19 protein-coding genes, 1 tRNA gene and 2 pseudogenes are annotated in these 22,717 nt (G+C 65.0%); 14 read left to right on the top strand and 8 right to left on the bottom strand.

What is annotated here, in order from left to right; translation table 11 throughout:
• The first annotated feature begins 10 nt into the window (after positions 1–10).
• Genes AWC03_RS24535 through AWC03_RS24520 form a run of 4 tightly spaced genes read left to right on the top strand, consistent with a single transcriptional unit; the run spans position 11 to position 4,288 of the window.
• Positions 11–1,087, top strand: coding sequence for an NAD(P)H-dependent amine dehydrogenase family protein (locus AWC03_RS24535; protein ID WP_085243291.1), 1,077 nt, complete (start codon positions 11–13; stop codon positions 1,085–1,087).
• Between the two features lie 40 nt (positions 1,088–1,127).
• Complete coding sequence (locus AWC03_RS24530) at positions 1,128–2,384, top strand: Nramp family divalent metal transporter (RefSeq protein ID WP_211279287.1); 1,257 nt, start codon at positions 1,128–1,130, stop codon at positions 2,382–2,384.
• Positions 2,385–3,440, top strand: a complete 1,056-nt coding sequence (locus AWC03_RS24525; RefSeq protein ID WP_085243289.1) for a poly-gamma-glutamate hydrolase family protein — start codon at positions 2,385–2,387, stop codon at positions 3,438–3,440.
• A 23-nt stretch (positions 3,441–3,463) separates the two neighbouring features.
• Positions 3,464–4,288: an LLM class F420-dependent oxidoreductase gene (locus AWC03_RS24520; RefSeq protein WP_085243353.1), complete on the top strand. Its 825-nt coding sequence runs from the start codon at positions 3,464–3,466 to the stop codon at positions 4,286–4,288.
• A gap of 15 nt (positions 4,289–4,303) precedes the next feature.
• Here the strand turns inward: AWC03_RS24520 and AWC03_RS24515 are convergent, their stop codons facing one another.
• A complete protein-coding gene (locus AWC03_RS24515) occupies positions 4,304–5,398 on the bottom strand; it encodes a CapA family protein (protein WP_085243352.1) in 1,095 nt (364 codons plus the stop codon).
• Positions 5,399–5,578: 180 nt separating this feature from the next.
• Between AWC03_RS24515 and AWC03_RS24510 the strand changes: the two genes are divergently transcribed.
• The 3 genes from AWC03_RS24510 to AWC03_RS24495 all read left to right on the top strand — a co-directional run bounded on the left by AWC03_RS24510 (position 5,579) and on the right by AWC03_RS24495 (position 8,108).
• The gene (locus AWC03_RS24510; RefSeq protein WP_085243288.1) at positions 5,579–6,985 is read left to right on the top strand and encodes a phosphoribosyltransferase family protein; all 1,407 of its coding nucleotides are present in this window, start codon (positions 5,579–5,581) and stop codon (positions 6,983–6,985) included.
• Between the two features lie 80 nt (positions 6,986–7,065).
• Positions 7,066–7,551 carry a hypothetical protein gene (locus AWC03_RS27555; RefSeq protein ID WP_169716550.1) on the top strand — a complete coding sequence of 162 codons (486 nt, stop codon included), beginning with the start codon at positions 7,066–7,068 and terminating at the stop codon, positions 7,549–7,551.
• Between the two features lie 131 nt (positions 7,552–7,682).
• Positions 7,683–8,108 (top strand): hypothetical protein, encoded by a 426-nt coding sequence (locus AWC03_RS24495; protein WP_085243285.1) that lies wholly within the window; start codon positions 7,683–7,685, stop codon positions 8,106–8,108.
• A 21-nt stretch (positions 8,109–8,129) separates the two neighbouring features.
• On the opposite strand, the gene AWC03_RS24490 is transcribed toward AWC03_RS24495, so the two are convergent.
• Entirely contained in the window at positions 8,130–9,134 is a 1,005-nt protein-coding gene (locus tag AWC03_RS24490; protein WP_249025964.1) for a ribose-phosphate diphosphokinase, read from the bottom strand.
• Positions 9,135–9,377: 243 nt separating this feature from the next.
• On the opposite strand from AWC03_RS24490, the gene AWC03_RS24485 reads away from it, so the two are divergent.
• The 5 genes and pseudogenes from AWC03_RS24485 (at position 9,378) to AWC03_RS24465 (ending at position 13,418) form a co-directional block, all read left to right on the top strand.
• Positions 9,378–9,833 carry a DUF5709 domain-containing protein gene (locus tag AWC03_RS24485; RefSeq protein WP_085243284.1) on the top strand — a complete coding sequence of 152 codons (456 nt, stop codon included), beginning with the start codon at positions 9,378–9,380 and terminating at the stop codon, positions 9,831–9,833.
• Positions 9,834–9,913: 80 nt separating this feature from the next.
• Positions 9,914–10,135, top strand: coding sequence for a hypothetical protein (locus AWC03_RS24480; RefSeq protein WP_085243283.1), 222 nt, complete (start codon positions 9,914–9,916; stop codon positions 10,133–10,135).
• Between the two features lie 94 nt (positions 10,136–10,229).
• Positions 10,230–11,777, top strand: a pseudogene (locus AWC03_RS24475) (APC family permease); the annotation flags it as partial.
• A gap of 268 nt (positions 11,778–12,045) precedes the next feature.
• Positions 12,046–12,118, top strand: a tRNA-Arg gene (locus tag AWC03_RS24470).
• A gap of 113 nt (positions 12,119–12,231) precedes the next feature.
• Positions 12,232–13,418, top strand: a pseudogene (locus AWC03_RS24465) (IS481 family transposase).
• A 165-nt stretch (positions 13,419–13,583) separates the two neighbouring features.
• Here the strand turns inward: AWC03_RS24465 and AWC03_RS24460 are convergent.
• The 3 genes from AWC03_RS24460 to AWC03_RS24450 all read right to left on the bottom strand — a co-directional run bounded on the left by AWC03_RS24460 (position 13,584) and on the right by AWC03_RS24450 (position 17,565).
• Complete coding sequence (locus tag AWC03_RS24460) at positions 13,584–14,201, bottom strand: TetR/AcrR family transcriptional regulator (RefSeq protein WP_085243281.1); 618 nt, start codon at positions 14,199–14,201, stop codon at positions 13,584–13,586.
• A 62-nt stretch (positions 14,202–14,263) separates the two neighbouring features.
• A complete protein-coding gene (locus AWC03_RS24455) occupies positions 14,264–17,131 on the bottom strand; it encodes an MMPL/RND family transporter (protein ID WP_085243280.1) in 2,868 nt (955 codons plus the stop codon).
• Positions 17,128–17,565: an MmpS family transport accessory protein gene (locus tag AWC03_RS24450; protein ID WP_211279284.1), complete on the bottom strand. Its 438-nt coding sequence runs from the start codon at positions 17,563–17,565 to the stop codon at positions 17,128–17,130. The genes AWC03_RS24455 and AWC03_RS24450 overlap by 4 nt, the downstream gene beginning before the upstream one ends.
• Before the next feature lie 382 nt (positions 17,566–17,947).
• Between AWC03_RS24450 and AWC03_RS24445 the strand changes: the two genes are divergently transcribed.
• A complete protein-coding gene (locus tag AWC03_RS24445) occupies positions 17,948–19,795 on the top strand; it encodes a fatty acyl-AMP ligase (RefSeq protein WP_085243350.1) in 1,848 nt (615 codons plus the stop codon).
• A 43-nt stretch (positions 19,796–19,838) separates the two neighbouring features.
• The gene (locus AWC03_RS24440) at positions 19,839–20,132 is read left to right on the top strand and encodes a DUF4193 domain-containing protein (protein WP_085243278.1); all 294 of its coding nucleotides are present in this window, start codon (positions 19,839–19,841) and stop codon (positions 20,130–20,132) included.
• A 150-nt stretch (positions 20,133–20,282) separates the two neighbouring features.
• Here AWC03_RS24440 and AWC03_RS24435 read toward each other — a convergent pair whose 3' ends face one another.
• From AWC03_RS24435 to AWC03_RS24430, 3 genes are all read right to left on the bottom strand, one after another.
• The gene (locus AWC03_RS24435; RefSeq protein ID WP_085243277.1) at positions 20,283–20,516 is read right to left on the bottom strand and encodes a hypothetical protein; all 234 of its coding nucleotides are present in this window, start codon (positions 20,514–20,516) and stop codon (positions 20,283–20,285) included.
• A 48-nt stretch (positions 20,517–20,564) separates the two neighbouring features.
• Positions 20,565–20,705 (bottom strand): hypothetical protein, encoded by a 141-nt coding sequence (locus AWC03_RS27335; RefSeq protein ID WP_158086177.1) that lies wholly within the window; start codon positions 20,703–20,705, stop codon positions 20,565–20,567.
• Positions 20,706–20,788: 83 nt separating this feature from the next.
• The gene (locus tag AWC03_RS24430; protein WP_085243276.1) at positions 20,789–22,264 is read right to left on the bottom strand and encodes a DUF4185 domain-containing protein; all 1,476 of its coding nucleotides are present in this window, start codon (positions 22,262–22,264) and stop codon (positions 20,789–20,791) included.
• Between the last annotated feature and the right edge of the window lie 453 nt (positions 22,265–22,717).

The raw sequence follows: 22,717 nt of genomic DNA, 5'->3' as shown, positions 1-22,717 counted from the left end.
GGAGCCCGTCATGGCAATACCCGTCGTCCAGTTGGGTACCGGCAACGTCGGTATCCACGCCCTGCGGGCGCTCATCACCAACCCGGCGTTCGAGCTCACCGGCGTCTGGGTGTCGTCGGACGCCAAGGCCGGCAAGGACGCGGCAGAGCTCGCCGGACTCCCCGATTCGACCGGCGTCCTGGCCAGCACCGACCTGGACGCCGTGCTGGCCAGCGGGCCGCAGTGCGCCGTGTACAACGCGCTGGCCGACAACCGGTTGCCCGAGGCGCTGGAGGACTACCGGCGCGTCCTGGCGGCCGGGATCAACGTCGTGGGTAGCGGCCCGGTGTTCTTGCAGTATCCGTGGGAGGTGATTCCCGAGGAGTTGATCAAGCCCATCGAAGACGCTGCCCGCGAAGGCAATTCGAGCGTGTTCGTCAACGGGATCGATCCCGGCTTCGCCAACGACCTGCTGCCGCTGGCGCTGGCCGGCACCTGTCAGAACATCCAGCAGATCCGCTGCATGGAGATCGTCGACTACGCCACCTATGACAGCGCGGCGGTCATGTTCGACGTGATGGGCTTCGGCAAACCACTCGACGAGATCCCCATGCTGCTGCAGCCGGGCGTGCTCAGCCTGGCGTGGGGATCGGTGGTTCGGCAACTGGCGGCCGGCCTGGGGGTTTCACTCGACTCGGTCGCGCAGGAGTACATCCGCGTGCCGGCGCCGGAAGACTTCGACATCGCGTCGGGACACATCCCCAAGGGCAGCGCCGCGGCGCTGCGGTTCGAGGTGTTCGGCATGGTCAACGGCGACCCCGTCGTGGTCCTCGAACACGTCACCCGGCTGCGCGAGGACCTGTGCCCCGAGTGGCCGCAGCCCGCCCAGCCCGGCGGGTCCTACCGCATCGAGGTGACCGGCGAACCGTCCTACGCCATGGACGTCTGCCTGAGCAGCCGCAAGGGCGACCACAACCACGCCGGCCTGGTCGCCACGGCGATGCGGGTGGTCAACGCGATCCCCGCGGTGGTGGCCGCCCCGCCGGGCATCGTCACGACGCTGGACCTGCCGTTGATCACCGGCGAGGGGCTCTACCTGCCCGGGTGAGCAACGGGCGCGTCGAGTCTTCGGATACCCTCACTTTTCAATTCGGCCGAGTGAATCGAGGGGCGACGAGTTGACACAGAGCAGCCAGGACTCGCTGAAAAGCAGCTGGTATCTGCTCGGGCCTGCCTTCGTCGCCGCGATCGCCTATGTCGATCCGGGCAACGTTGCCGCCAACGTCAGCTCGGGCGCCAAGTTCGGCTACCTGCTGCTGTGGGTCATCGTGGTGGCCAATGCGCTGGCCGGCCTGGTGCAGTATCTGTCTCCCAAGCTCGGCCTGGTGACCGGGCGCTCGTTGCCGGCGGCCGTCGGCAAGCGGATGAGCCGGCCGGTCCGGCTGGTGTACTGGATTCAGGCCGAACTGGTGGCGATCGCCACCGACATGGCCGAAATCGTCGGTGGCGCAATCGCGTTGCGGATCCTGTTCGGTCTGCCCCTGTTGGTCGGCGGCATCATCACCGGGCTGGTCTCCCTACTGCTGCTGGCGATCCAGGACCGGCGCGGGCAGATCATCTTCGAGCGCGTCATCACCGGCCTGCTGCTCGTCATCGCCATCGGGTTTGCGGCCAGCTTCTTCGTCAAGACGCCGCCGCCCGGTGACGTGCTCGGCGGGCTGGTGCCGCGGTTCCGCGGCACCGAAAGCGTGCTCCTCGCCGCCGCCATCCTGGGCGCGACCGTGATGCCGCACGCGGTGTACATGCATTCCGGGCTGGTCCTCGACCGGCACGGCCATCCGGCCGAGGGCTCCCAGCGGCGCCTGCTGCTGCGGGTCACCCGGCTGGACGTGGTGCTGGCGATGGTCGTCGCGGGAACGGTGAACGCCGCGATGCTGCTGGTCGCCGCGATCAACCTGCAGCACCGCAACATCAGCGCGTCCATCGAGGGCGCGTACTCCGCGATTCACCACACGCTCGGGCCAACCATCGCGGTGCTGTTCGCGGTCGGACTGCTGGCGTCCGGGCTGGCATCGTCCTCGGTGGGCGCCTACGCCGGCGCCATGATCATGCAGGGGCTGCTGCACCGCAGAATTCCGATGCTGGTGCGCCGCTTGATCACCGTGTGCCCCGCGCTGGTGATCCTCGCGGTCGGGTTCGACCCCACCCGCGCGCTGGTGCTCTCCCAGGTGGTGCTGTCGTTCGGGATACCGTTTGCGGTCCTGCCGCTGGTGAAGCTCACCAGTGACCGCGACTTGATGGGCGACGACACCAACCACCCCGTCACGACGATTATTGGCTGGGCCGTTGGCGTCATGATTAGTCTGCTTAACGTGGTCCTCATCTGGCTGACGGTGACTGCCTGAATGCCGGCCCGCCGGCACGCCTACTTCGCATACGGGTCGAACCTGTGCGTGAAGCAGATGGCGCTGCGGTGTCCCGACGCCGCCGACCCGCGGCCGGCGATCCTGTCCGATCATGACTGGCTGATCAACCAGCGCGGCGTGGCCACGGTCGAGCCGTGTGCCGGCAGCCGGGTGCACGGCGTGGTGTGGCAGATCTCCGACGGCGACCTGGCGACGCTGGACAGCGCCGAGGGCGTGCCGGTGCGCTACCGGCGCGACCGGCTGACCGTGCACACCCACGACGGGCCGGCGCCGGCCTGGGTCTACATCGACCATCGGGTGACGCCGGGTCCGCCGCGGCCGGGCTACCTGCCCAAGATCATCGACGGCGCGGTGCAGCATGGGTTGCCGCAACGTTGGGTCGACTTCCTGCGGCGCTGGGACCCATCCCGCTGGCCGCAGCGGGCGTCGGCGTCGGGGCCTGCGCCCCAATCTCTTTCGGCGTTGCTGAGCCAGGCCGGGGTGAGCGAGGCCGGTCGCTTGCGGTCGCGTTTCGGCTTTCTGGCCATCCACGGCGGAGGGCTGGAAGAGATGACCGACGTGATCGCCGAACGCGCCGCCGAGGCAGCCGACGCGTCGGTGTACGTACTGCGTCACCCCGACCGCTACCCGCACCACCTGCCCTCGGCGTTGTTCGACCCGGCCGAATCGCCTCGGCTCGCCGAATTCCTCGACCATGTCGACGTTGCGGTGTCGCTGCACGGATACGGCCGCATCGGGCGCAGCACGCAACTGCTGGCCGGTGGCCGCAACCGCGCGCTGGCCGCGCATTTGGCCCGGCACATTCGGTTGACCGGCTACCGGGTGATCACCGACCTCGAGGACATCCCCCCGGAGTTACGGGGTCTGCATCCGGACAACCCGGTGAACCGGGTGCGTGAGGGCGGGACCCAGCTGGAGCTCTCCCCCCGCGTGCGCGGCCTGAGCCCGCGCAGCCCGCTGCCCGGCGATGACGGCCTGTCACCGGTCACCACGGCGCTGATCCGGGGGTTGGTGGAAGCTGCACGTTGTTGGTAATTGTCCTCGTCTGTTGATTGGAGTTGTTGGTGGCCAAGGATTTTCGCTTCGGAATGAGCATGCGCTTCATCAAGTCGCGCGCGGCGTTCGTCGACAAGGTGAAGCAGGCGGAAGACATCGGATTCGATGTGCTCTGCGTGCCAGACCATCTCGGCGCGGTGGCCCCCATTCCCGCACTGACGGCGGCCGCCATGGTCACCGACAAGCTCAAGCTGAGCATGTATGTGCTCAACGCCGCCTTCTACAAGCCCGCCCTGCTCAGCCGGGACCTGGGCGACCTGGACAAGCTCAGTAACGGCCGTCTCGAAGTCGGGCTCGGCACCGGCTACGTCAAGGAGGAGTTCGACGCCGCCGAGCTCCCCTACCCCAGTGCCGGCGCCCGGGTCGACTACCTCAACCACATGACGGCATATCTGAAGGAGCACCACCCGACGACACCCATCCTCATCGCCGGCAACGGCGACCGGGTGCTGACCATCGCCGCCCGGCAAGCCGACATCATCGGGCTGACGGGTTCGAGGGTCAAGGAGGCCGACGACCCGCTGACCGAACGCGTCGAGTTCGTCCGCAACGCCGCCGGCGACCGGTTCGACGCGCTCGAATTGAACCTCGCCGTCACGGCCGTCCCCGCCGAGGGCGAGAGCCTGCCCGACCTGGCGATGACCCGTCGGTACGCCGGGGGATTGTCCGACGAGGAGATCCTGGCCATGCACTCCGTCCTGACGGGGTCGCCCCGCGAGATGGCCGACACGCTGCTGGAGTACCGGGAGAAGTACGGGGTCACGTTCATCACCGTGCAGGACAACCACGTGGACAACTTCGCGAAGGTCATCGCCGAACTGCGCTGAGCCGTCGCTGCATCATCACGGTGTCCGGCCATGGTTGCCGGGCAACTCAACCTCCAGAAGGTCATCTCGCCGCGTCACAACACGCAGCCCGAACCGGCGGCTGGCTTGCTCGATCGTTGCGCGCAGCCATTCGACCTCGTCACGAGACGGACGCTCGAGCCGCATCCGGCGGACGCGCAGCGGGATCATCTGCAACGACGCCAATTCACCGCCGGCCGGATCGGTTCGGGTCAGATACAGGAGCCGGAGATCGGCACGGTAGGCCTCGTGCCCGCCGATGCCTTCGTAGTCGTCGATGACATCGCCGCAGCCGTAGAGGATCGGTTTGCCACGGTATATCTCGATCGGCCTGGGATGGTGCGAGGAGTGACCGTGAACGATGTCGACGCCGGCATCGATCAGCCGGTGCGCGAATGTGACGTCACTGTCCGCTATGTCATAACCCCAATTCGACCCCCAGTGCACCGAGACGATCGCGATCTGGCGGTCGTGTTGACGTGCCAGCACGTCCGCGGCCACCTCGTCGGCGACGCCGCGTGCCGAGGCGTCCCGGATCAGTCGCACGCCGGGCCGATCGTGGTGCGCGGCCCAAGACACGGGAACGCCGGCCGACGGCATCGCGACCGAGCCCACCGTGACCCGGTATCCGTCGCCGACATCGAGCACCGCCGGTTCGCGTGCGATAGACAGGTCGGCCCCGGCTCCGACGCCCCGGATTCCCGCACCGGTGAGGGCGGACAGGGTATCGGCCAAGCCCGGGCGGCCGAAGTCGAGGATGTGGTTGTTGGCCAGCGCGCAAACGTCCGGCCGCAACGCCGTCAGGGCGGGCAGGTTATCCGGATGCATTCGATAACAAACCGCTTTGCCGTCGGCGAAATCGCCCCGCGCGGTGATCGTCGTCTCCAGGTTGATCAGACGGACGTTTGGGGCGGCCTCGTCGAGGACCATCAGGACCTCGCCCCACGGCCACCGCCAATCCACCGGACGCGGAATCGGCCCATTTGCTCGCTCGGCCAACCGGACATATCCCCCGGCATCACGTAGATAGCGCTCACGCAATTCTGGATCGCCGGGATGGGGCAGGATCTGATCGACGCCTCGCCCGAGCATGACGTCGCCACCCAACAGCACCGTCACCGCACCGGAACCACGCGAGGAGCCCGGTGGGCGATCCGACTCCACCACGCCGACGCTAGGCGCTCGGAGAAATGCCGGCCAGGAGGCCTTGGTCCCCACGGGAGTGGCCTAACGGCCCTTCGGCACGCCGGCGCCTCGCGACACACTGAGGGGATGACACGGACGAACCGCGATGGCTGGGGTCGACCGCTGGTGCAGCGGCTGGCTTCGTTACGCGGCGACCAAAGAGTGTTCGATGATCGTGTCGATGCCGGACGACAGCTGGCCAAAAGTTTGGAACCCTTGCGTGGCCAAGATGTTTTGGTATTAGGCCTACCGCGCGGTGGTGTGCCGGTGGCCTTCGAGGTCGCCAAGGCGCTGCAGGCCCCGCTGGATGTATTGGTCGTGCGCAAGCTCGGGGTTCCATTTCAGCCCGAGCTGGCCTTCGGCGCGATCGGTGAGGGCGGAGTGCGGGTCATCAACGACGCCGTCGTGCGCGAAGCTCACTTGTCCGCGGACGAGATGGCGGCGGTCGAGGCGAAGCAGCGGGCCGAGTTGGCCCGTCGCTCTGAACGGTTCCGCGGCGGGCACGAACCGATCCCGTTGGCGGGGCGAACCGCCGTAATCGTCGATGACGGCGTCGCTACCGGCGCGACGGCGAAAGCCGCCTGCCAGGTCGCTCGCGCCCAGGGCGCGAGCCGGGTGGTGCTGGCAGTTCCGATCGGCGGACGCGACGTGTTCGAAAGATTCGCCGGGTACGCCGACGAAGTGGTCTGCTTGCACACGCCCGAATTCTTCTTCGCCGTCGGACAGGGCTACCGCAACTTCACCCAGACTTCTGACGACGAGGTGGTCACACTCCTCGAGCGGGCCCGAAACGGTTCTCGCGACCCGCTGGTCGATGCCGGCTCGGCCGACCCGCCGTTACGCGACGAGGAAGTCACGGTCACCGTCGGTTCGGTGTCGGTGGCGGGACATCTGACGATCCCCGAGCGTCCACTCGGTGTGGTGCTGTTCGCGCACGGCAGTGGAAGCAGCCGGCACAGCCCCCGCAACCGCTACGTGGCCGACGTGCTGAACGCCGCGGGTCTCGCCACGCTGCTGTTCGACCTTCTCACCCCCGAAGAGGAACGAAATCGAGCCAACGTTTTCGACATCGGCCTCTTGGCGCGACGGCTGGTCGACGTCACCGGCTGGCTGAGCCGCCAGCCGGTCACGGCCGCGCTGCCGGTGGGCTACTTCGGTGCCAGCACCGGCGCGGGCGCGGCCCTGGTCGCCGCCACCGACCCGCGCGTGAACGTCGCGGCGGTGGTGTCCCGGGGTGGCCGACCGGATTTGGCGGGGCAATTCCTGGCCCGGGTTTACGCGCCCACGCTGCTCATCGTCGGCGGCAATGACGACGTGGTGCTGGAACTGAATCGGCAAGCGCGAGCAGCGATCCCCGGCAGGTGCAAACTCACCGTCGTGCCCGGCGCCACCCATCTCTTCGAAGAGCCCGGAACGCTCGAGAAGGTCGCCATGCTGGCCCGCGACTGGTTCGTCGACCACTTGAGCGCGGCGGCTCTGACCACGAGTCCGTAGTCCGGAAGCTTGACCGGCAGCAGTCAGCTTGTCTAGCTGGGCGGGACGTGCTCGCCCGGCCCTGGGCATTCATCGGGCACATGGATGAGCACTGCGTCGTCGGCGGCCGGTTCGGCTTGGCCGCGGCGATGCGCAGTCAGATAAAGCCACCCCGGTGCGATGGTTTGTTTGCAGCGGGCGCATTGCGGGTCCGCGACCATGGCTTCCTCCCTTCCCGACTTCACGATCTCGACCATCATTCTCCGCCTGTCCCGCATTCGTGGGCCGTCATTTCAGACATCGGGTGCTGCGAGGCCAGTAGCGTGGTGCAGGTGACCAGACTGACGCTGACCGTGCCGGAGACGGTTGATCCAGACGAGCTGGCAAGCGAAATCGTCACGGCCCTCGTGGACAGGCTCCGAGACGATCGCGGCTATGAGTTGGCGACCGGAACCGGGACGGGTGGCACCGGGACCCGCGAATATCCATTGCATCCGGCCGGCAGCATCGTCGTCGGTAGCGAGCCGGGCACATTGACGGTCACGCTGGAGCAGCGGCATGAGGGGATTCGCGTCGGAATCGGCTGACCGTTTCGCCAGTCCGTGACATGCCCAAACCGTCTGAACCGCAAGCAGACAGATCCGGCGGTGCCCCGGACTACGAAGGACATGACTTTCGACTCTCGCTAACCGCGGGAGGGCAGCACAGACTGCAAACCATGACCGCATCTGACGACACCGCCCAAACCTGGCGCGACGTGGCCGACCAGCTCACCGCTGCGCAAATCGCTCAGCTGGAGCGCCTCGAACACGACGAACCGCAGACGCTCCTGGACATGGCACGGCAGTGGGCAGCCAAGAACGTGTCCGCCGGGATGCCATTCGACGCCATCGGGCCACCCGACGGTGCGGTTCGCACCTTCGACTGGCACTTCGACAGCAACTGGTTTCGCGAATTCGAGGGCACCTCCCGCCGCAGAGGGCCGACGCACGTTCAGATCTGCGGTCGACAGCAGGCCGATGGCTCGACGCGGCGGTGGATTGCCGTACACGCCCGTCACCTCAATGCGCTGGACGCGGCGGGCGCCCGCGAACTCGCCACGGCGCTGACCGAGGCGGCCGACGAGATCGAGCGTCTGGGCTGAGAATTATTGGCCCGCAGCGGATCACATGGCGGGATTATCGAGTGGCTCGTCGGCGTGCAGGCGGGCGATCGCATCAGCTATTGTCGGCGCAATCGAACACACACGGATGAAGGCGTCTGCGGCTTTGACGTCAGTACTGTCGGTAACCAGCACGCGCCGCAGGTCGAGCTTGCGCAATCGGTTCACCGCGGTGTGCACGAATAGCCCGTGCGTGGCCGCCACGACGATATCCGCCGCGGCGCCGTGTGTCCGCAGCTTGTCGACCGCGGCTTCAATAGTGGCCCCGGTGGTGATCATGTCATCGATGACCACCACCCTGCGGCCACTGACGTCCCCGGCGATGTCCAATGCGGCCACCGTTGAGCCGCTTTCACGCTGTTTGCGCACCACGGCCACCGAGCCGTGCAGCGCTTTTGCGTACCGTTCGGCGAGCTTGACCGCGCCCAGGTCGGGTGCGACCACCACCACGCCCTCCGGCAGATCGCCGGCGAGCTCGCGGCATAGCGCGGGAACAGCGGACAGCGTTTCCACGGGAATTCGGCACATCGCTTCCAGGGCGGGCGTGTGCGGGTCGACAACAACGAGTCGATCGGCACCCGCGGCGACAATCGCATCTATGACGACGGGCGAGCCGAGAGCCTGACCCGGCCCGGTGCGACGATCTTGGCGGGCGTAGCCGAAATACGGCACCACCGCGGTCACCCGTGCCGCGCGGGACCGACGGCAGGCGTCGAGCAGCAAGAGTAATTCGACGAAGTGCTCGTTGACCGGTGGCGATGTCGGCTGAATGACGTAAACGTCGGCACCGCAGACATCTTCGATCGTCGGATGAAGTTCCCCGTCAGGGAATCGCTCCAGGGAACAGCCGTAGGAGTCGACTCCCAGGTGGTTTGCGATGGCGCTGAATAGCCCCGGGTTGGCGCTACCCGAGACGATACGCAGTACGGTCATCGGGCGTCCTTTCCCTCGCCGCCCTGAGTCCATCCTGAATGCATGGCTATACCCATCGTGCCTCGACCATCGCACCAATCCACCGCCCGGCCGAGGGGCAAAAGTCATATCTCTGCTGCGGAAAGTCACTCCGAGCTGGACACTCTATGCCGCAGATGAATTCGGATTTCTCCCCCGGTGGGCTTCTATATGATGCGCGGGAGGCCTCGGTCGAAAAGGACAAATGACCCTATGGCGCGGACCGGTGCAATCCTTACGGTTGGACTGCGCACGCGGTGAATGCCGCGACAGGAACGGCAACAACATGACAGGCGAATTATGAGTGCTCACTACGAGACCGGCCCCGCGGCCGGCGACTACAGCGTTGAGGACGACAACCAGCTCCAACAAGAGGACACCCTGCTCGATCGCGGTGTGGACGACATCCTTGACGAGGGGTACTCACCACCCGAACGACCCTACGGACGCGGCGCATTCGGCCCGGCCGAAAGCATGGATCAAATGCTCGCGGAGGAAGAGCCGGACCCGGCGGCGCGAATCAACGTCGTGCTCGACGAGGACGAGCAGCGGCGCAGCGATGCCTCCGAGCGGGACGCCGAATTCCCGGAGCGGCGCGAAGTGGGCGGTGCACGAGCCGGGCGGCTTGTCGCTTCGGACTTGGGATTTGGCGAAGATGCCGACGAGGAGTTGTTCGCTACAGATGTCGGGATCGGCGGGGGTGCGGCGTCCGCCGAGGAAGCCGCCATGCACGTCATCGACGACGAGGAGGAGTAAGTCCTACCGGGCCCGGGCCCGGGCGCGGTCGCAGCGCTAATTTCAAGAATTCGCTCGGCGGACGCGGAGGGTATTTCGGCATGAAAATGTGGATCCAAATTTCCGGCCAGGATGAAGACGACGAATATCCGGACGGCGCCACTTATGCAGTACTCACGGGCGGCGTGCTGAGGGTCAATAGCGGCAAGGACATTCACCTCTACAGTCCGTCGTACTGGCAAGAGGTCATCATTGATACCGGCCCCGCCACCGAACTCGACGAACGAGCCCAACAACTCGACGAAGATCTCAGATGGCAATAGTCGCCGCAGCGCGGCGGTAGGCGCGGCGACTCCTCAACGCCGATTTCGCCTAGGTCTGCTCAAACAGAGGGGTGCGATGAGCAAAGGTGGGACCATGGCGGGCCCGGATTGGGAAGCCGCGCCGACCACCGTCAAGAGCAAAGGCCTCAGGGGTGGCGCGCTCGGCCTGGTCTCCGGCGTCGTGGTCGGCCTGGCGTCAATGGCACCCGCCTACAGCCTTGCCGCGACGCTGGGTCTCATCGTGGCCAGTGGCGGTGGGCAACTCGCCGGCGTGAAAGCCCCGGCGGTCGTTCTCGTTTCCTTCATCCCGATGTATCTGATCGCCGTCGCCTACCGGGAGCTGAACGAGGCCGAACCGGACTGTGGCACCACGTTCAGGTGGGCGTCGCGGGCGTTTGGGCCTGTCGTGGGATGGCTCGGCGGCTGGGGCATCATCGCCGCGGAAGTGATCGTGATGGCCAACCTGGTCGATATCGCCGGGAAGTACTCGTTCAGCTTCGTCGGCCAGCTGGGTTGGCATTCGGTTGCGGACCTGGCCGACAGCAGGTTCTGCTCGACGGTGGCGGGCGTCTCCTGGATTGTGCTGATGACGTATGTCTGTTATCGCGGCATCGCGGTCTCGGCACGACTGCTGTACGCACTGCTGTCCATTCAGATCGTGGCGCTGATTGCGTTTTCGGTGGTCGCGCTGGTCAAAACGTATACTCATGAAGCCCAAGCCTTTTCGCTGCATCCTTCGCTGTCCTGGTTCTGGCCGGGCGGTCTTGACTTGAGGACGACCGCCGCCCCGGCAGTCCTCATGGCCATCTTCATGTACTGGGGGTGGGACACCGCTGTGTCCTGCAACGAGGAGTCCGACGACCCCGGCCGCACGCCGGGTCGCGCCGGCGTCATCTCGACTTTCCTGCTGCTGGCGACCTTCACCCTGGTGACCGTGTCGGCCGTGGCGTTCGCCGGTGTCGGGACGGCGGGCATCGGGCTGGGCAACCCGCACAACTCGAGAGACGTTTTTGCATCCATCGGTCCGCAATTGTTCGGGGACGGTGTCCTCGGGAAGATTGCACTGCTGTTGCTGGCGGCGTCGATCCTGACTTCCGCCTCCGCGTCGACTCAGACGACGATCTTGAAGACCACGCGCACCACCCTGTCGATGGGGGCGTACAAGGCGCTGCCTGACTCGTTCGCCAAGACCCACCCTCACTACCTGACGCCGAGCACATCCACGATCGCGGTCGGGGTGGTGTCCATCATTTTCTACGTCCTGTTCACGCTCGTCAGCGAGAGCCTGCTGGCCGCGCTGGTGGGATCGGTCGGGTTGATGATCGCGTTCTACTACGGGCTCACCGGGTTTGCGTGCGCCTGGTACTACCGCCATACCCTCACCGCGTCGGTGCGGGATTTCGTGATGCGCGGCGCCTTCCCATTGCTGGGCGGCGTGGTCTTACTGCTCGTTTTCATCTACGGGCTCATCCAGTACGCCAGGCCCGAGTGGCTGACCGACCATGAGGGCCACAGCATCACGATCCTCGGGTTCGGTGCCGTCGCGGCGGTCGGTATCGGCGCGCTGGCGCTCGGAGTGATCCTGATGCTGGCGTGGTGGGCGATAGCCCCGGGTTTCTTCCGCGGCCGCACCATCACGCGCGGCGTCACCGGAGCCGATTCCGGTGGGAGCATCGTTCAGCCGCTACGTCCCTGACTGCCTTGAGCCGCCTGACGCGAGCCGGCAAGAGAGACTCGCCCTCGGCAGCGCGTCACGCCGAGATGTCACCTGGTCATCGCCATACCAGCTACACTCACACCCGCCACATCGCGACGACTAGGCCAATCGTCCGGAATGGCACCAGGACGCCGCGAATGCCGCTGAACCTCGCCCAGCTAGGTTTGAGTCAAGGTATTTGAAGACGTCCCCCGCCCTCGTAGCTCAGGGGATAGAGCACGGCTCTCCTAAAGCCGGTGTCGCAGGTTCGAATCCTGCCGGGGGCACTCCTGTTTTGTATGAGCTCGGCTGATGCGTGACATTTCGTCTTCGGGTGATGGGTGACGGTGTTTCGGCTGATGCGTGACAGTTGTTTCGGCTGATCGGTGACACTCCCTGAATGACGGAGTTGAGCGTGGCCGAGCAGAGGTACCAGGCCGTGATGGCGGTCATTGGTGATGGGTTGTCGGTGTCACAGGCCGCAGAAAAGACCGGGGTGGCGCGTCAGACGTTGCACCGGTGGTTGGCCCGCTATGAGGCCCAGGGTTTAGACGGGCTGGCGGATCGGTCGCATCGGCCGGTGAGGTGTCCGCATCAGATGCCGGCTGAGGTGGAAGCGGCGGTGGTGGAATTGCGCCGCTCACGTCCGTATTGGGGTCCCCGGCGGCTCGTGTTCGAGCTGGCCAAGCGCCGGGTCAGTCCGGTGCCCTCGGAGTCGGCGGTGTATCGGGCCCTGGTGCGGGCGGGGTTGATTGATCCGGCGGTGCGGGATCGGCGCTCCCGGAAATGGAAACGCTGGGAACGCGGCGCCCCCATGGAACTATGGCAGATGGACATGGTCGGGGGTTTCCCGTTGGCCGGCGGCACCAGCGCCAAGGCGTTGACAGGCATGGATGACCATTCCGGTTGTGTGTGTGCGCGCGGTTGATGGCTCGAGAACGCACCCGTGCGGTCTGCGACGGGCTGCGTGACGCGTTGGCCCACTTTGGGGCGCCTGAACAGATTTTGACCGATAATGGCAAGGTGTTCACCGGCCGATTTTCCCATCCACCGGTGGAGGTGCTTTTTGATGCGATCTGCCGCGAAGATGGCATCGAGCACCTGCTGACCCAACCGCGCAGTCCGACGACGACGGGCAAGATCGAGCGGTTCCACCGCAGCCTGCGTGCTGAATTCCTCAGCACTGCAACACCGTTCGCTAATCTGAAGACGGCTCAGCGGGCTCTTGATGAGTGGGTGGGTGACTACAACACCAACCGGCCGCATCAAGCGTTGAAGATGGCGACCCCGGCCGAACGCTTCGGCGCCAGTGTGCCGGCATCGTCACCGTCGAACTCGAGGGGCGCACCCACCGACCGGGTCGGTGATGACTGGGTAAGCCGCCGCGTCACCACCAATGGGGTGGTGTGCGTGTGCTGGCAGCAAGTCAGCATCGGCCGCTACTACGCCGGACAACGCTGCGATGTCCACGTCGACGGCGATCTGCTGCGGTTCTGGGTCGGTGACAATCTCGTCAAAACCGCCGCCCGCCGCACCACCGGCGAGGTACGAATCAAACGGGCCATGCGCACCAGCGCAGGCGCCTAAACCACAACACAGAGTGTCACGGATCAACCGACACAGAAACGTCAACCATCAACCGACTCTGAACAGGGGCACTCCTGTTTTTGTATGACCTCGGCTGATACTTGACGTGGTCCCTTCAAGTGATGCCTCTGGTCAGGGCCGGTACGAGGCTCCGCACTAAGAGCCCTATTCGTTAGCTGGCGCGCGTACTGCGGGCAGGATCAGTGTGTCGATAACCCGTCGGACGAAGTTGGCGTCGACGGTTTGGCCGCGGGCGACCTGCAGCAGGCCCATTCCTAGGAGCACGTCAGCTACCAGGGACCAATCACGGTCCGAGGAGACCTCGCCGCGATCGGCCGCCTTCGCCAGAATCGTCGATATCGTGCGTTTGCCTTTTGCCAGCATGAGGTCATCGAGTGCGGAGGCGAGTTCGGGTTCGTGGGCGGCTTCCATAGCGACTCGCAGTACCAGGTCGTTGCTGACGAGGTTGGTGTCATTGACTTTGACGCGTTCGACCAGGGCGTCCAGGTCGCCGGTGAGGCTGCCCGTGTCGGGGACGTCGGTGCTCAGGAGATCGGGTCGCCAGTACACCAAGGCGTCGGTCATCAGGGCGGCCTTGGATGACCAGCGCCGATAGATGGCGGCCTTACCCACACCGGCGCGCGCCGCGATGTCATTCATGTTGGTGGCGTGATACCCATGCTCTGTCAGGGCCGCTAGAGCGGCATTGAGAATGGCCGGATCGCGAGACCGGTCCAAACGCCCGTCGGTGCGTTGGCGCAGTTTTGATTCCGGTTCTGTCATGAGCCCCGCTCCGTCATCTGACGACCTCGTCGTCGACAGTGTGGCAGACCGGCGGCTGAGCCTCACGGGGCTATCAGCTGCGGAATGGGCGCCGTGTGCACCTCGTCGGTTGCCTGCGAGGCCGGTTTGGTGCGGTAGGTGTTGAGGGGCCACCAGAACCAGTGCCCGAGGGCGGCGGCGATCGACGGCGTCATGAACGAGCGCACGATCAAGGTGTCTACCAACAGACCCAACCCGATGGTGGTGCCCAGTTCCCCGATCACACGGAGCTGGCTGACGATCATCGACATCATGGTGAACGCGAACACCATGCCGGCGGCGGTGACCACTCGCCCGGAGGCGCCCATGCCGCGGATGATCCCGGTGTTGAGGCCGGCGTGGATTTCCTCCTTGAGCCGCGAAACCACGAGCAGGTTGTAGTCCGAACCCACCGCCAGCAGGATCACCACGGACAGCGGCAACACGATCCATTGGACGCCCTGGCCGATGAGGTCTTGCCAGAGCAGGACCGACAGGCCGCAGGCCGTGCCCAATGAGGCGGCGACGGTGCCGACGATCACCAACGCGGCCACCAGACTGCGGGTGATGAGCAACATGATGCCGAAGATCAAAATCATGGCCGAAATTCCCGCGACGAGCAGGTCGATGGTCACCCCTTGTTGCATGTCGCTGTACATCGAGGCCATCCCGGCGACGTAGACCTTCGAGGATTCCAGTGGTGTGCCCTTGATGGCGTCGGCCACGGCGTCTTTGATGCCCTTGACGTGCTTGATGCCCTCGACGGTGGCGGGGTCACCTTGGTGGGTGATGATGAACCGGACGGCCTTCCCGTCAGGGGAGACGAACATCTTCAGGCCGCGCACAAAGTCGGGACTTTTGAAGACCTCGGGCGGTAGATAGAACGAGTCGTCGTTTTTGGCCTCGTCGAAGTATTGCCCCATCAGGGTGGATCCTTCGGCAGCCTCTTGCATGTGGGCCTGGATGCCGGCCATCGTGCTGTGCGTCGAGAGCATGTAGTCGCGCATCGTCTTCATCGTGTCGATCATCGACGGAAAATCGGCCAGCAACTGGGGCATCAATCGATCGAGATGGTCGAGATCGCCGCTGAGCCCTTCCAGCTGATCGGCGAGGTCGTCGATCCCGTCGAGGGCGTCGAAGATCGACCTCATCGACCAGCAGATCGGGATGTCGAAGCAATGCCGTTCCCAGTAGAAGTACGAGCGGATGGGTCGCCAGAAGTCATCGAAATCGGCTATGCGGTCGCGCAATTGGTTGGAGGTGTCCACCATGTCGTGGGTCTTGCCCACCATGCTGTGCGTGGTCGCGGTCAACTCGCGCATGACGCTGTACATGTGTTCCATGGTGGAGATCGTCTTGCCCAGCTCGTCGGCCTGCTCGAGCATGTGAGCCATGTTGTCGTTCATGAACTTTGCCGTTTGCAGCGTGCTGGAGTTCTGCATCGCGATCTGAAACGGTATCGAGCTGTGTTCGATCGGTGCGCCCAGCGGTCGGGTGATGGTCTGCACGCGCTCGATGCCGCGTAGGTGGAACACGCTCTTGGCGATCCGGTCGACGACGAGCATGTCCGCCGGGTCACGCAGGTCGTGGTCGGCCTGGACCATGAGCAGCTCGGGATTCATGCGGGCCTGGGAGAAGTGCCGATCGGCGGCGGCGTACGCGATGTTGGCCTGCATATCTTGGGGCGTGAACTTCTGATCGTTGTAATTGGGCACATAGGTGGTCAGGCTGACGAAGCCGATCGCGGCGATCATCATCGTCACGAGAAGGATCGGTATCGGCCAGCGCACTACAGCGGTACCGACCTTGCGCCAATTTCGGGCGGAGAGATTGCCTTTCGGGTCGAAGAGCCCGAACCGGGAGCCCACCACCAGCACGGCAGGCGCCAGGGTCAGTGCCGCCAATACGATCACCAGCAACGCGATCGCACACGGCAGCCCCATGGTCTGGAAATACGGCAGCCGGGTCGCCGTCAAGCACACGCAAGCGCCCACGATCGTCAAACCCGAACCCAAGATCACTTGGGACACACCCTGATATGCCGTATAAAACGCCTCCTCTCGATCTTGGCCGAGGGCGCGGGCTTCGTGATAGCGACCCAACAGAAAGATGATGTAGTCGGTCCCCGCGGCGATGCTCAGCATGGTCACCATGCTGACGGCGTACGTGGTGAGGCCGATGAGATTCAGGTTGCCGGCAGTCGCCGTAACTCCCTCTGCGGCAAACAGTTCGATGCCGATCACCACCAGGCACAAGATCGTTGTGCCGATCGAGCGGTAGATGAGCAGCAGCATGCCCAAAATCACGCCGATCGAGACCAGCGCCATCGTCGCCATGCTCTTGTGTCCCACGACGCTGACATCGGCGTTGAGCACCGTGTTGCCGGCCACGTACGCCTTGACGCCCGGCGGCGCGGGTACCTCGGCGACGATCTTGCGTATCGCGGCGACCGACTCATGACTGGGCGTGGTCCCCTGATCACCATCGAGGAACACCTGCACGTAAGCGGCCTTGCCGTCCGCGCTTTGTGAACCCGCCGCGGTCAGCGGGTCACCCCAGAAGTCCTGGACATGCTGCACGTGCGCGGTGTCGGCCTTCAGCTTGGCCACGATCCGGTCGTAGAACTCATGCGCGCTGTCCCCGAGTTTGTCCTGTCCCTCCAACACCACCATTGCCGAAGAGTCCGAACTGAACTCGTTGAACACCCGGCCGATCTGCATCATCGATTTGAATGCCGGGGCGTCCGTTGGGGTCATCGGCACCGAGTGCTGGGCCGCGACATCGTCAAGCGAGGGCGAAATCAAACCGAGCCCAACCGCCAGCAGGACCCAAAACAACACGATTGGCAACGCCAGGACGCGAATCAGCCGGGCGAGAACCGGCCGCCTCGGTCGCGCATGGGTGCTGCTCATACGGCTTTCACCAAGCAGTAGATGAACGGCTGGTACTCGTCGCTGCGCCGATCATCACGCACCTGACCATCAACGATCACCCGGCACCGCAGAGCGTTCACATCGGTAGCGCCCTGAGCCACGATGTTGGCCGACATCGACGGCAGCGTCGTCACGATCGTGTACGCCCACGGCAACGGCGCGGCATCGACAAGGTGCGGCTGACCATTCTCATCTAAGTAGTTGACGTTCACTGTGCCACCCGTCGCGCTGGTTATCTCATACGTAATGTGCTTGGGATTAAAGGGTTTCGTATTATCGGCATTCGCCTCGCCGGAACCTATAGCCGCATTGGCGCCGAAGGTGTCGCGAATGCGCACAACCGCGTAACCGCCTAAGGCGATCACGACTGCGAGGAGCAGTGGCATCCACGCCCTTTTCAACATTCGAAACACGTTCTTTCCCCTGACGTCTGCCCGGTTCGCGCCGGCAGCAGTTACTCCGAACGCGCCCCTTTTCGATAGGGCGGAACTCGGGTTCCGTCGCCGCGTCAGACTGTACAGTATGGCCGCGCAGCCCGCCAGTGGGACCTCGCAGGCGACCGCAGCACGGGACTGGCACCGCGGATCGTCTTGGGCCCGGCAGCAGCCCGAGAATCGTCTGCCACAGTGGCCCTTTCGCTTTCTCGAATGCATGGAACCGTGTGTCGATGCTTCGCCACGACTGGGGTTTCCCCCAACATCGCGCCGCGGTGACTGTGATGGTTTTCACGACCGTTCGATAGGTGCAAATCGTTAGCGTAGCTATATTCTGCTCGTCGTGGTCGAGAACCCATTGGTGCACAACGGTATTGGAACTGCAATCGGCGACATCGCAGATTATGTTCTTGCCGATGGCACTATTGCGCTGCCTGATGGGGTGACCCTGACGTCATTCCTCGACCGCAATCGGGCGGCTTTCGGCGACGAACGGTCGTACCGCTTCATCGACTACGCCAGGGAGCAGGACGGGCTGGCCGTGGATCTAAGCTGGAACGCTCTATGGTCGCAAGTGCGCGCGATTGGTGCTCGCTTGCAACAAGTCACCTCGCAGGGCGACCGGGTGGCGATCGTCGCCCCACAAGGTTTGCACTACGTAACGGCATTCTTCGCCGCAATCCACGCCGGCAACGTGGCGGTCCCGCTCTTTGCGCCGGCTCTGTCTGGGCACGCCGAGCGGTTAGCGGCGGTGTTGGCAGACGCTCGACCCGCCGCAGTCTTGACCACCACCGGGGCCGCCGAGTCGATCCGCAGCTTCATGAGAGCCCTGCCACCCCCGCAGCGCCCGCGATTGATCGCCGCCGATGCAGTGCCGCAAACATTGGGAGCGGCATTTTCTGACGTGACGCGTGATAGCGATGATGTCGCGTATTTGCAGTACACCTCCGGATCGACGCGCACACCGGCCGGGGTGGAGATCACCCATCGCGCCGTCTGCACCAACGTCATACAGATGATCCTCGCAGGCGGACTAGACCTGAAGATCCGCAGCGTGAGCTGGCTCCCCCTGTATCACGACATGGGCCTGATGATGATCATGTTCCCCGCACTGTTCGGGGAATCCATCACACTGATGGACCCCATGGCCTTCCTCCGGCGGCCCTACCGATGGATAAAGCAGCTGGGCGCTGAAGGGCGCTACGGGCGGACGTTTGCGGCCGCACCGAACTTCGCCTTCGAACTGGCCGCCGAACGCGGTCTCCCCCCACAAGGCGATTCCCTCGACCTGAGCAACGTCGTCTGCCTGCTCAACGGATCCGAACCGGTGACGATGTCGGCCATCGACAAATTCACCAAAGCCTTCGCGCCCTACGGTCTGCCGGCCACGGCGATCAAGCCGTCCTACGGAATGGCGGAAGCGACCCTCTCGGTGGCCAGCATCGCCCAAGATGCCAAAGCCAGTGCGATCTATTTGGACCGTGAGCAGCTCGGCGCCGGCCGCGCAGTCCCCGTCGCCGCGACAACACCAGGCTCGGTCTCCCACGTCTCGTGTGGCCAACCGATCCCCAATCAGTGGGCGGTGATCACCGACCCAGACGGGGCCGAGGTCACCGACCGCACGGTCGGGCAAATCTGGTTGCACGGCAATAACATTGGCCACGGATACTTCGGACGCGAAGACGAAACACAGCGCGTATTCGCGAACAAGCTGCGATCGCGACTAGAACACGGCAGCCACGCCGAGGGTGCCCCAGACAACGCATGCTGGCTGGCAACCGGCGACCTCGGCGTTTACATCGACGGCGAACTCTATCTGACCGGGCGGATCAAAGACCTCATCATCATCGACGGCCGCAACCACTACCCCCACGACATCGAAACCACGGTCAGCGACGCCTCAGCCGCCGTCCGCAGCGGATACGTCGCGGCGTTTTCCGTTCCCCGCGACGTGGTGGAATCGTCCAGCGTCAACACCACAGAGCAAGTCGTCATCGTGGCCGAACGTGCAGCCGGTGCCGGCCGCGCAGACCCAGCCCCGATCCTCGACGCCGTGCGCGCCGCGATCGCACGACAGCATCACATCCGCGTTGCCGACATCAGACTCGTGGCCGCCGGCACGATACCGCGCACCACTAGCGGCAAATTGGCCCGAAACGCCTGCCGGGCTGATTACCTCGCCGGGCGATTCAACGCCAGCCGAGAATGAACTCAGAAGTTTCATATTTCACGTTTGCGAAAAGTGAGTCAACATGGCAACCGATTACGACACACCGCGATCCAATCCCGAAGCCCCGGAGGAGGATTCACTCAACGCACTGCGCCCCGCGCGTGACCTCGGCCAGGATTCGCTCCTCGACGAGGACATTGACACCGCAGACCCCGTCGAACTTCCCGGCGCCGACCTCTCCGGCGAGGTACTTCAAACCCAGGTTCTTCCCCCGCAAGTCGACGAATTCATCTGCACCCGTTGCTTTCTCGTGCAGCACAAAAATCGACTCGCCAGCAACATCGCTGCCCAACCCATCTGTGCAGAATGCGCCTAGCCACCCTCGATTCATCAAGAGCCGGCGTGGCTGGGCCCGAGGAGTTAGTCCAGGCCTTGCGAGGGTCGGTCTTGTAGGCGCCGGTTGCAGACTGGCGGGCAGCGAGCGATCGCAGGAAGTCATCGATTTTTGGTGCAGCGTTGCCAACGCTTAAGGCTTGATCCCGTACCCCTCGCCGTCGTCGGCCAGGTAGGTCACCACATACCAGCGCCGGGGCGGCTCCACGTTGTGGTCGTATTCCTCGGTCGGGGTCGCCCGCTCCAGCCGAACGTCCGTCAATTGCGGATTGTGCACGCGGATATAGTCTTCGAGCTCAGCCAGGAGCGCATCGCCCGTCAGCACCGTATCCGCGAGCGCCTTCGCCTCGCGCTTGGCCCAACTCACGCGTTACATCTTGCCCCGACCGGTGCGGCCGGCGGCTGACGCCGTGGGTTAGGTCGCCATCCGCCCGTCGAGCATGATGCCCAGCCGGAGGGCGCCATCCCTGCGACGCACGCCCTCGATACGTACCTCGATGTCTGGTCGCCGTGGCTTGCCGGCGGTCGACGTGGCCGGGTTGTCGAAGGTGATCATCGTCGATCTCCTCTCTCGCTAGTCCCCGCTCTATTCAGGGTGCGACACGTATACCGACTATTCGGGGTGCGACACGATCACGATTAGGGCAACACGGTGTGCATCAGCATCACGTCGTAGGCCGACCACAGCGACAGGTTGAAGTACAGGTCCCGGCCGGACGACCAGGGGTGGATCATCGGCGCGTAGATGCCACCGGGCATCGAGAACGATGACACCAGCGGTTGCTCCGGGCTCCACGGTCCCTGTGGGGTCGGCGCGGTGCGGGCCACCACGTCGTTGCTGCCGCCGTTGGTGTAGAGCACCAGATATTGCTTGAGGTAGTTGTTGTACTGGGCCGACATTTCGCCTACCGGACCCGGGAAGATCGGCGTGGCCGCGCCCGGATTGTTGGGAACCCAGCGACCGCCTTCGTCGCCGTTCCAGTACTGGTACTTGGTGAGGTCGGGCAGCTGACCCGGGGGCACCCGCGACAGGAAGGCCGCGCCGCTGCGTCCCGACGGAGTCCCGAACTGGTAGAGGTAGCCGTCGTTGCCCTTCATGAAGGCACCCATCTGGAAGTTCTCGTTCCCGGGGGTGAACCCGGCCCCCGGGATGGCATCCGCCGAGGCGGTGCGGATCGAGGTGGGGAAGATCCCCCAGTTCTGGCCGTTGTCGTTGGACCGCGCGATCGCCGAGTAGTTCGTCGACCATTCGCCGTCGCGACCCCACTGCCGGATGGACATGTAGCTCATGTACTGCGTCCTGCCGAGCGAGATGGCGGCGGTCGGAATGATCCCGGTCTCGTGTGCTGCCTTATGGATGGTGTTGACGACCTGCTTGGACAGGTTCGGCGCCCACACGGGTGAACCGGAGTACCGGTCGTTGGGGATGCCGTCGGCGATGTGGATGCCGTGCGACAGATCACGGTCCGAGCTGCGGAAGAGCGTGTTGTAACGCCACTGCTGGCCCTTGACCCTGCAGTAGCCGAAGGTGTCACCGAAGGCCATGAGCACTTGACGATTCGCGGGATCTCCGTTGTCCCAGGCGATCCCGAGGTCGGTACCGGAGATGCTGAAGCGCTGCAGAGTCTTGTTGGGCCCGTCGGGTCCGGTCACCCAGTCGACCAGCGACGTCGGCGCCCCCGCGATCGAGGGGGGCGGCGCCGGCGCGGGTTGCGGCGGCGGGACCGGGGCCGCGTTGGGCTGCAACTGACCGGCGTTCGGCGGCTGCGGGAGGGCGGGGACCGGCGGATTGGGCCCGGGCGGTAGCACCTCGGCCTGCGGTCTCATCGGGGCGACCTGCCGTGGGATCGCCGGCTTGAGGAACGACGAGATCAGCGGCCCCAGCTTGGGCAGCGGCGCCTGGTCGTTGGTGTGGCTGGGTCTGCGCCCGGTGGGCGGCTGGACGACCGGCTGGGGTGCGGGCATCGCCGGCGGCGCGGCGGGTGGCTCGACGTTCGCCTCCGGCGCGCCGCACGGCGTGGCATTGGCCGACGGTGCGGGGCCGACCACGTAGACGAGTCCGACAGCGGCCGCCGACGCCATCGATAGCGACACACTTCGAAGAATCGCCGACATGTAACACCTTTCGAGCGGCAGGACACCGCATTGACGTCCGCAGTTGGCTCATGTGACGATAGTGATCAGAGCGGCTGTTGTGACTAGTGATGCAGCGATAGGTACGTATCCGTGATCGTGTCGCAACGCAGCCGGTCCCCGCTCCTCTTGCGCGTGTTCCGGTCGACGGCGCAGCCGCATGACCCGACGTGTGTCTCGAGAACACCCTGCGATGCGCACCGGGGCCGGCGACGCCCCCGGTTGCCCGGGCGCGCGGCCCGTCACGGAGGGCGACGACGAGTGTCGTAATGATCTGGGCGGCAAGCTGATCGAAGCCCGCCTATCGTCGCCGCTTGGCGGGGAGTCTCAACGACCGATCGGGCAGGCGGCCGCAAACAACGGGCCGCCGCGACGCCGCGATCCGGCGACACCGAGCTCGTCGATGGCGCCGCGTGGCATGGGCACCGAGTCGAG

The organism is Mycobacterium europaeum, from assembly GCF_002102155.1.
Lineage (GTDB): Bacteria > Actinomycetota > Actinomycetes > Mycobacteriales > Mycobacteriaceae > Mycobacterium > Mycobacterium europaeum.
The sequence above is the reverse complement of the archived record's forward strand: the minus strand, read 5'-3'. Positions and strand labels throughout refer to the sequence as shown.

Bases quoted from the DNA above. Each gene is read 5' to 3' on its own strand.
- AWC03_RS24510 (WP_085243288.1), top strand. From the start codon at position 5,579: ATGACACGGACGAACCGCGATGGCTGGGGTCGACCGCTGGTGCAGCGG.
- AWC03_RS24460 (WP_085243281.1), bottom strand. From the start codon at position 14,201: ATGACAGAACCGGAATCAAAACTGCGCCAACGCACCGACGGGCGTTTG.
- AWC03_RS24455 (WP_085243280.1), bottom strand. From the start codon at position 17,131: ATGAGCAGCACCCATGCGCGACCGAGGCGGCCGGTTCTCGCCCGGCTG.
- AWC03_RS24485 (WP_085243284.1), top strand. From the start codon at position 9,378: ATGAGTGCTCACTACGAGACCGGCCCCGCGGCCGGCGACTACAGCGTT.
- AWC03_RS27555 (WP_169716550.1), top strand. From the start codon at position 7,066: ATGGATGAGCACTGCGTCGTCGGCGGCCGGTTCGGCTTGGCCGCGGCG.
- AWC03_RS24525 (WP_085243289.1), top strand. From the start codon at position 2,385: ATGCCGGCCCGCCGGCACGCCTACTTCGCATACGGGTCGAACCTGTGC.
- AWC03_RS24495 (WP_085243285.1), top strand. From the start codon at position 7,683: ATGACCGCATCTGACGACACCGCCCAAACCTGGCGCGACGTGGCCGAC.
- AWC03_RS24535 (WP_085243291.1), top strand. From the start codon at position 11: ATGGCAATACCCGTCGTCCAGTTGGGTACCGGCAACGTCGGTATCCAC.
- AWC03_RS24480 (WP_085243283.1), top strand. From the start codon at position 9,914: ATGAAAATGTGGATCCAAATTTCCGGCCAGGATGAAGACGACGAATAT.
- AWC03_RS24440 (WP_085243278.1), top strand. From the start codon at position 19,839: ATGGCAACCGATTACGACACACCGCGATCCAATCCCGAAGCCCCGGAG.
- AWC03_RS24515 (WP_085243352.1), bottom strand. From the start codon at position 5,398: ATGCTCGGGCGAGGCGTCGATCAGATCCTGCCCCATCCCGGCGATCCA.
- AWC03_RS27335 (WP_158086177.1), bottom strand. From the start codon at position 20,705: ATGATCACCTTCGACAACCCGGCCACGTCGACCGCCGGCAAGCCACGG.
- AWC03_RS24430 (WP_085243276.1), bottom strand. From the start codon at position 22,264: ATGTCGGCGATTCTTCGAAGTGTGTCGCTATCGATGGCGTCGGCGGCC.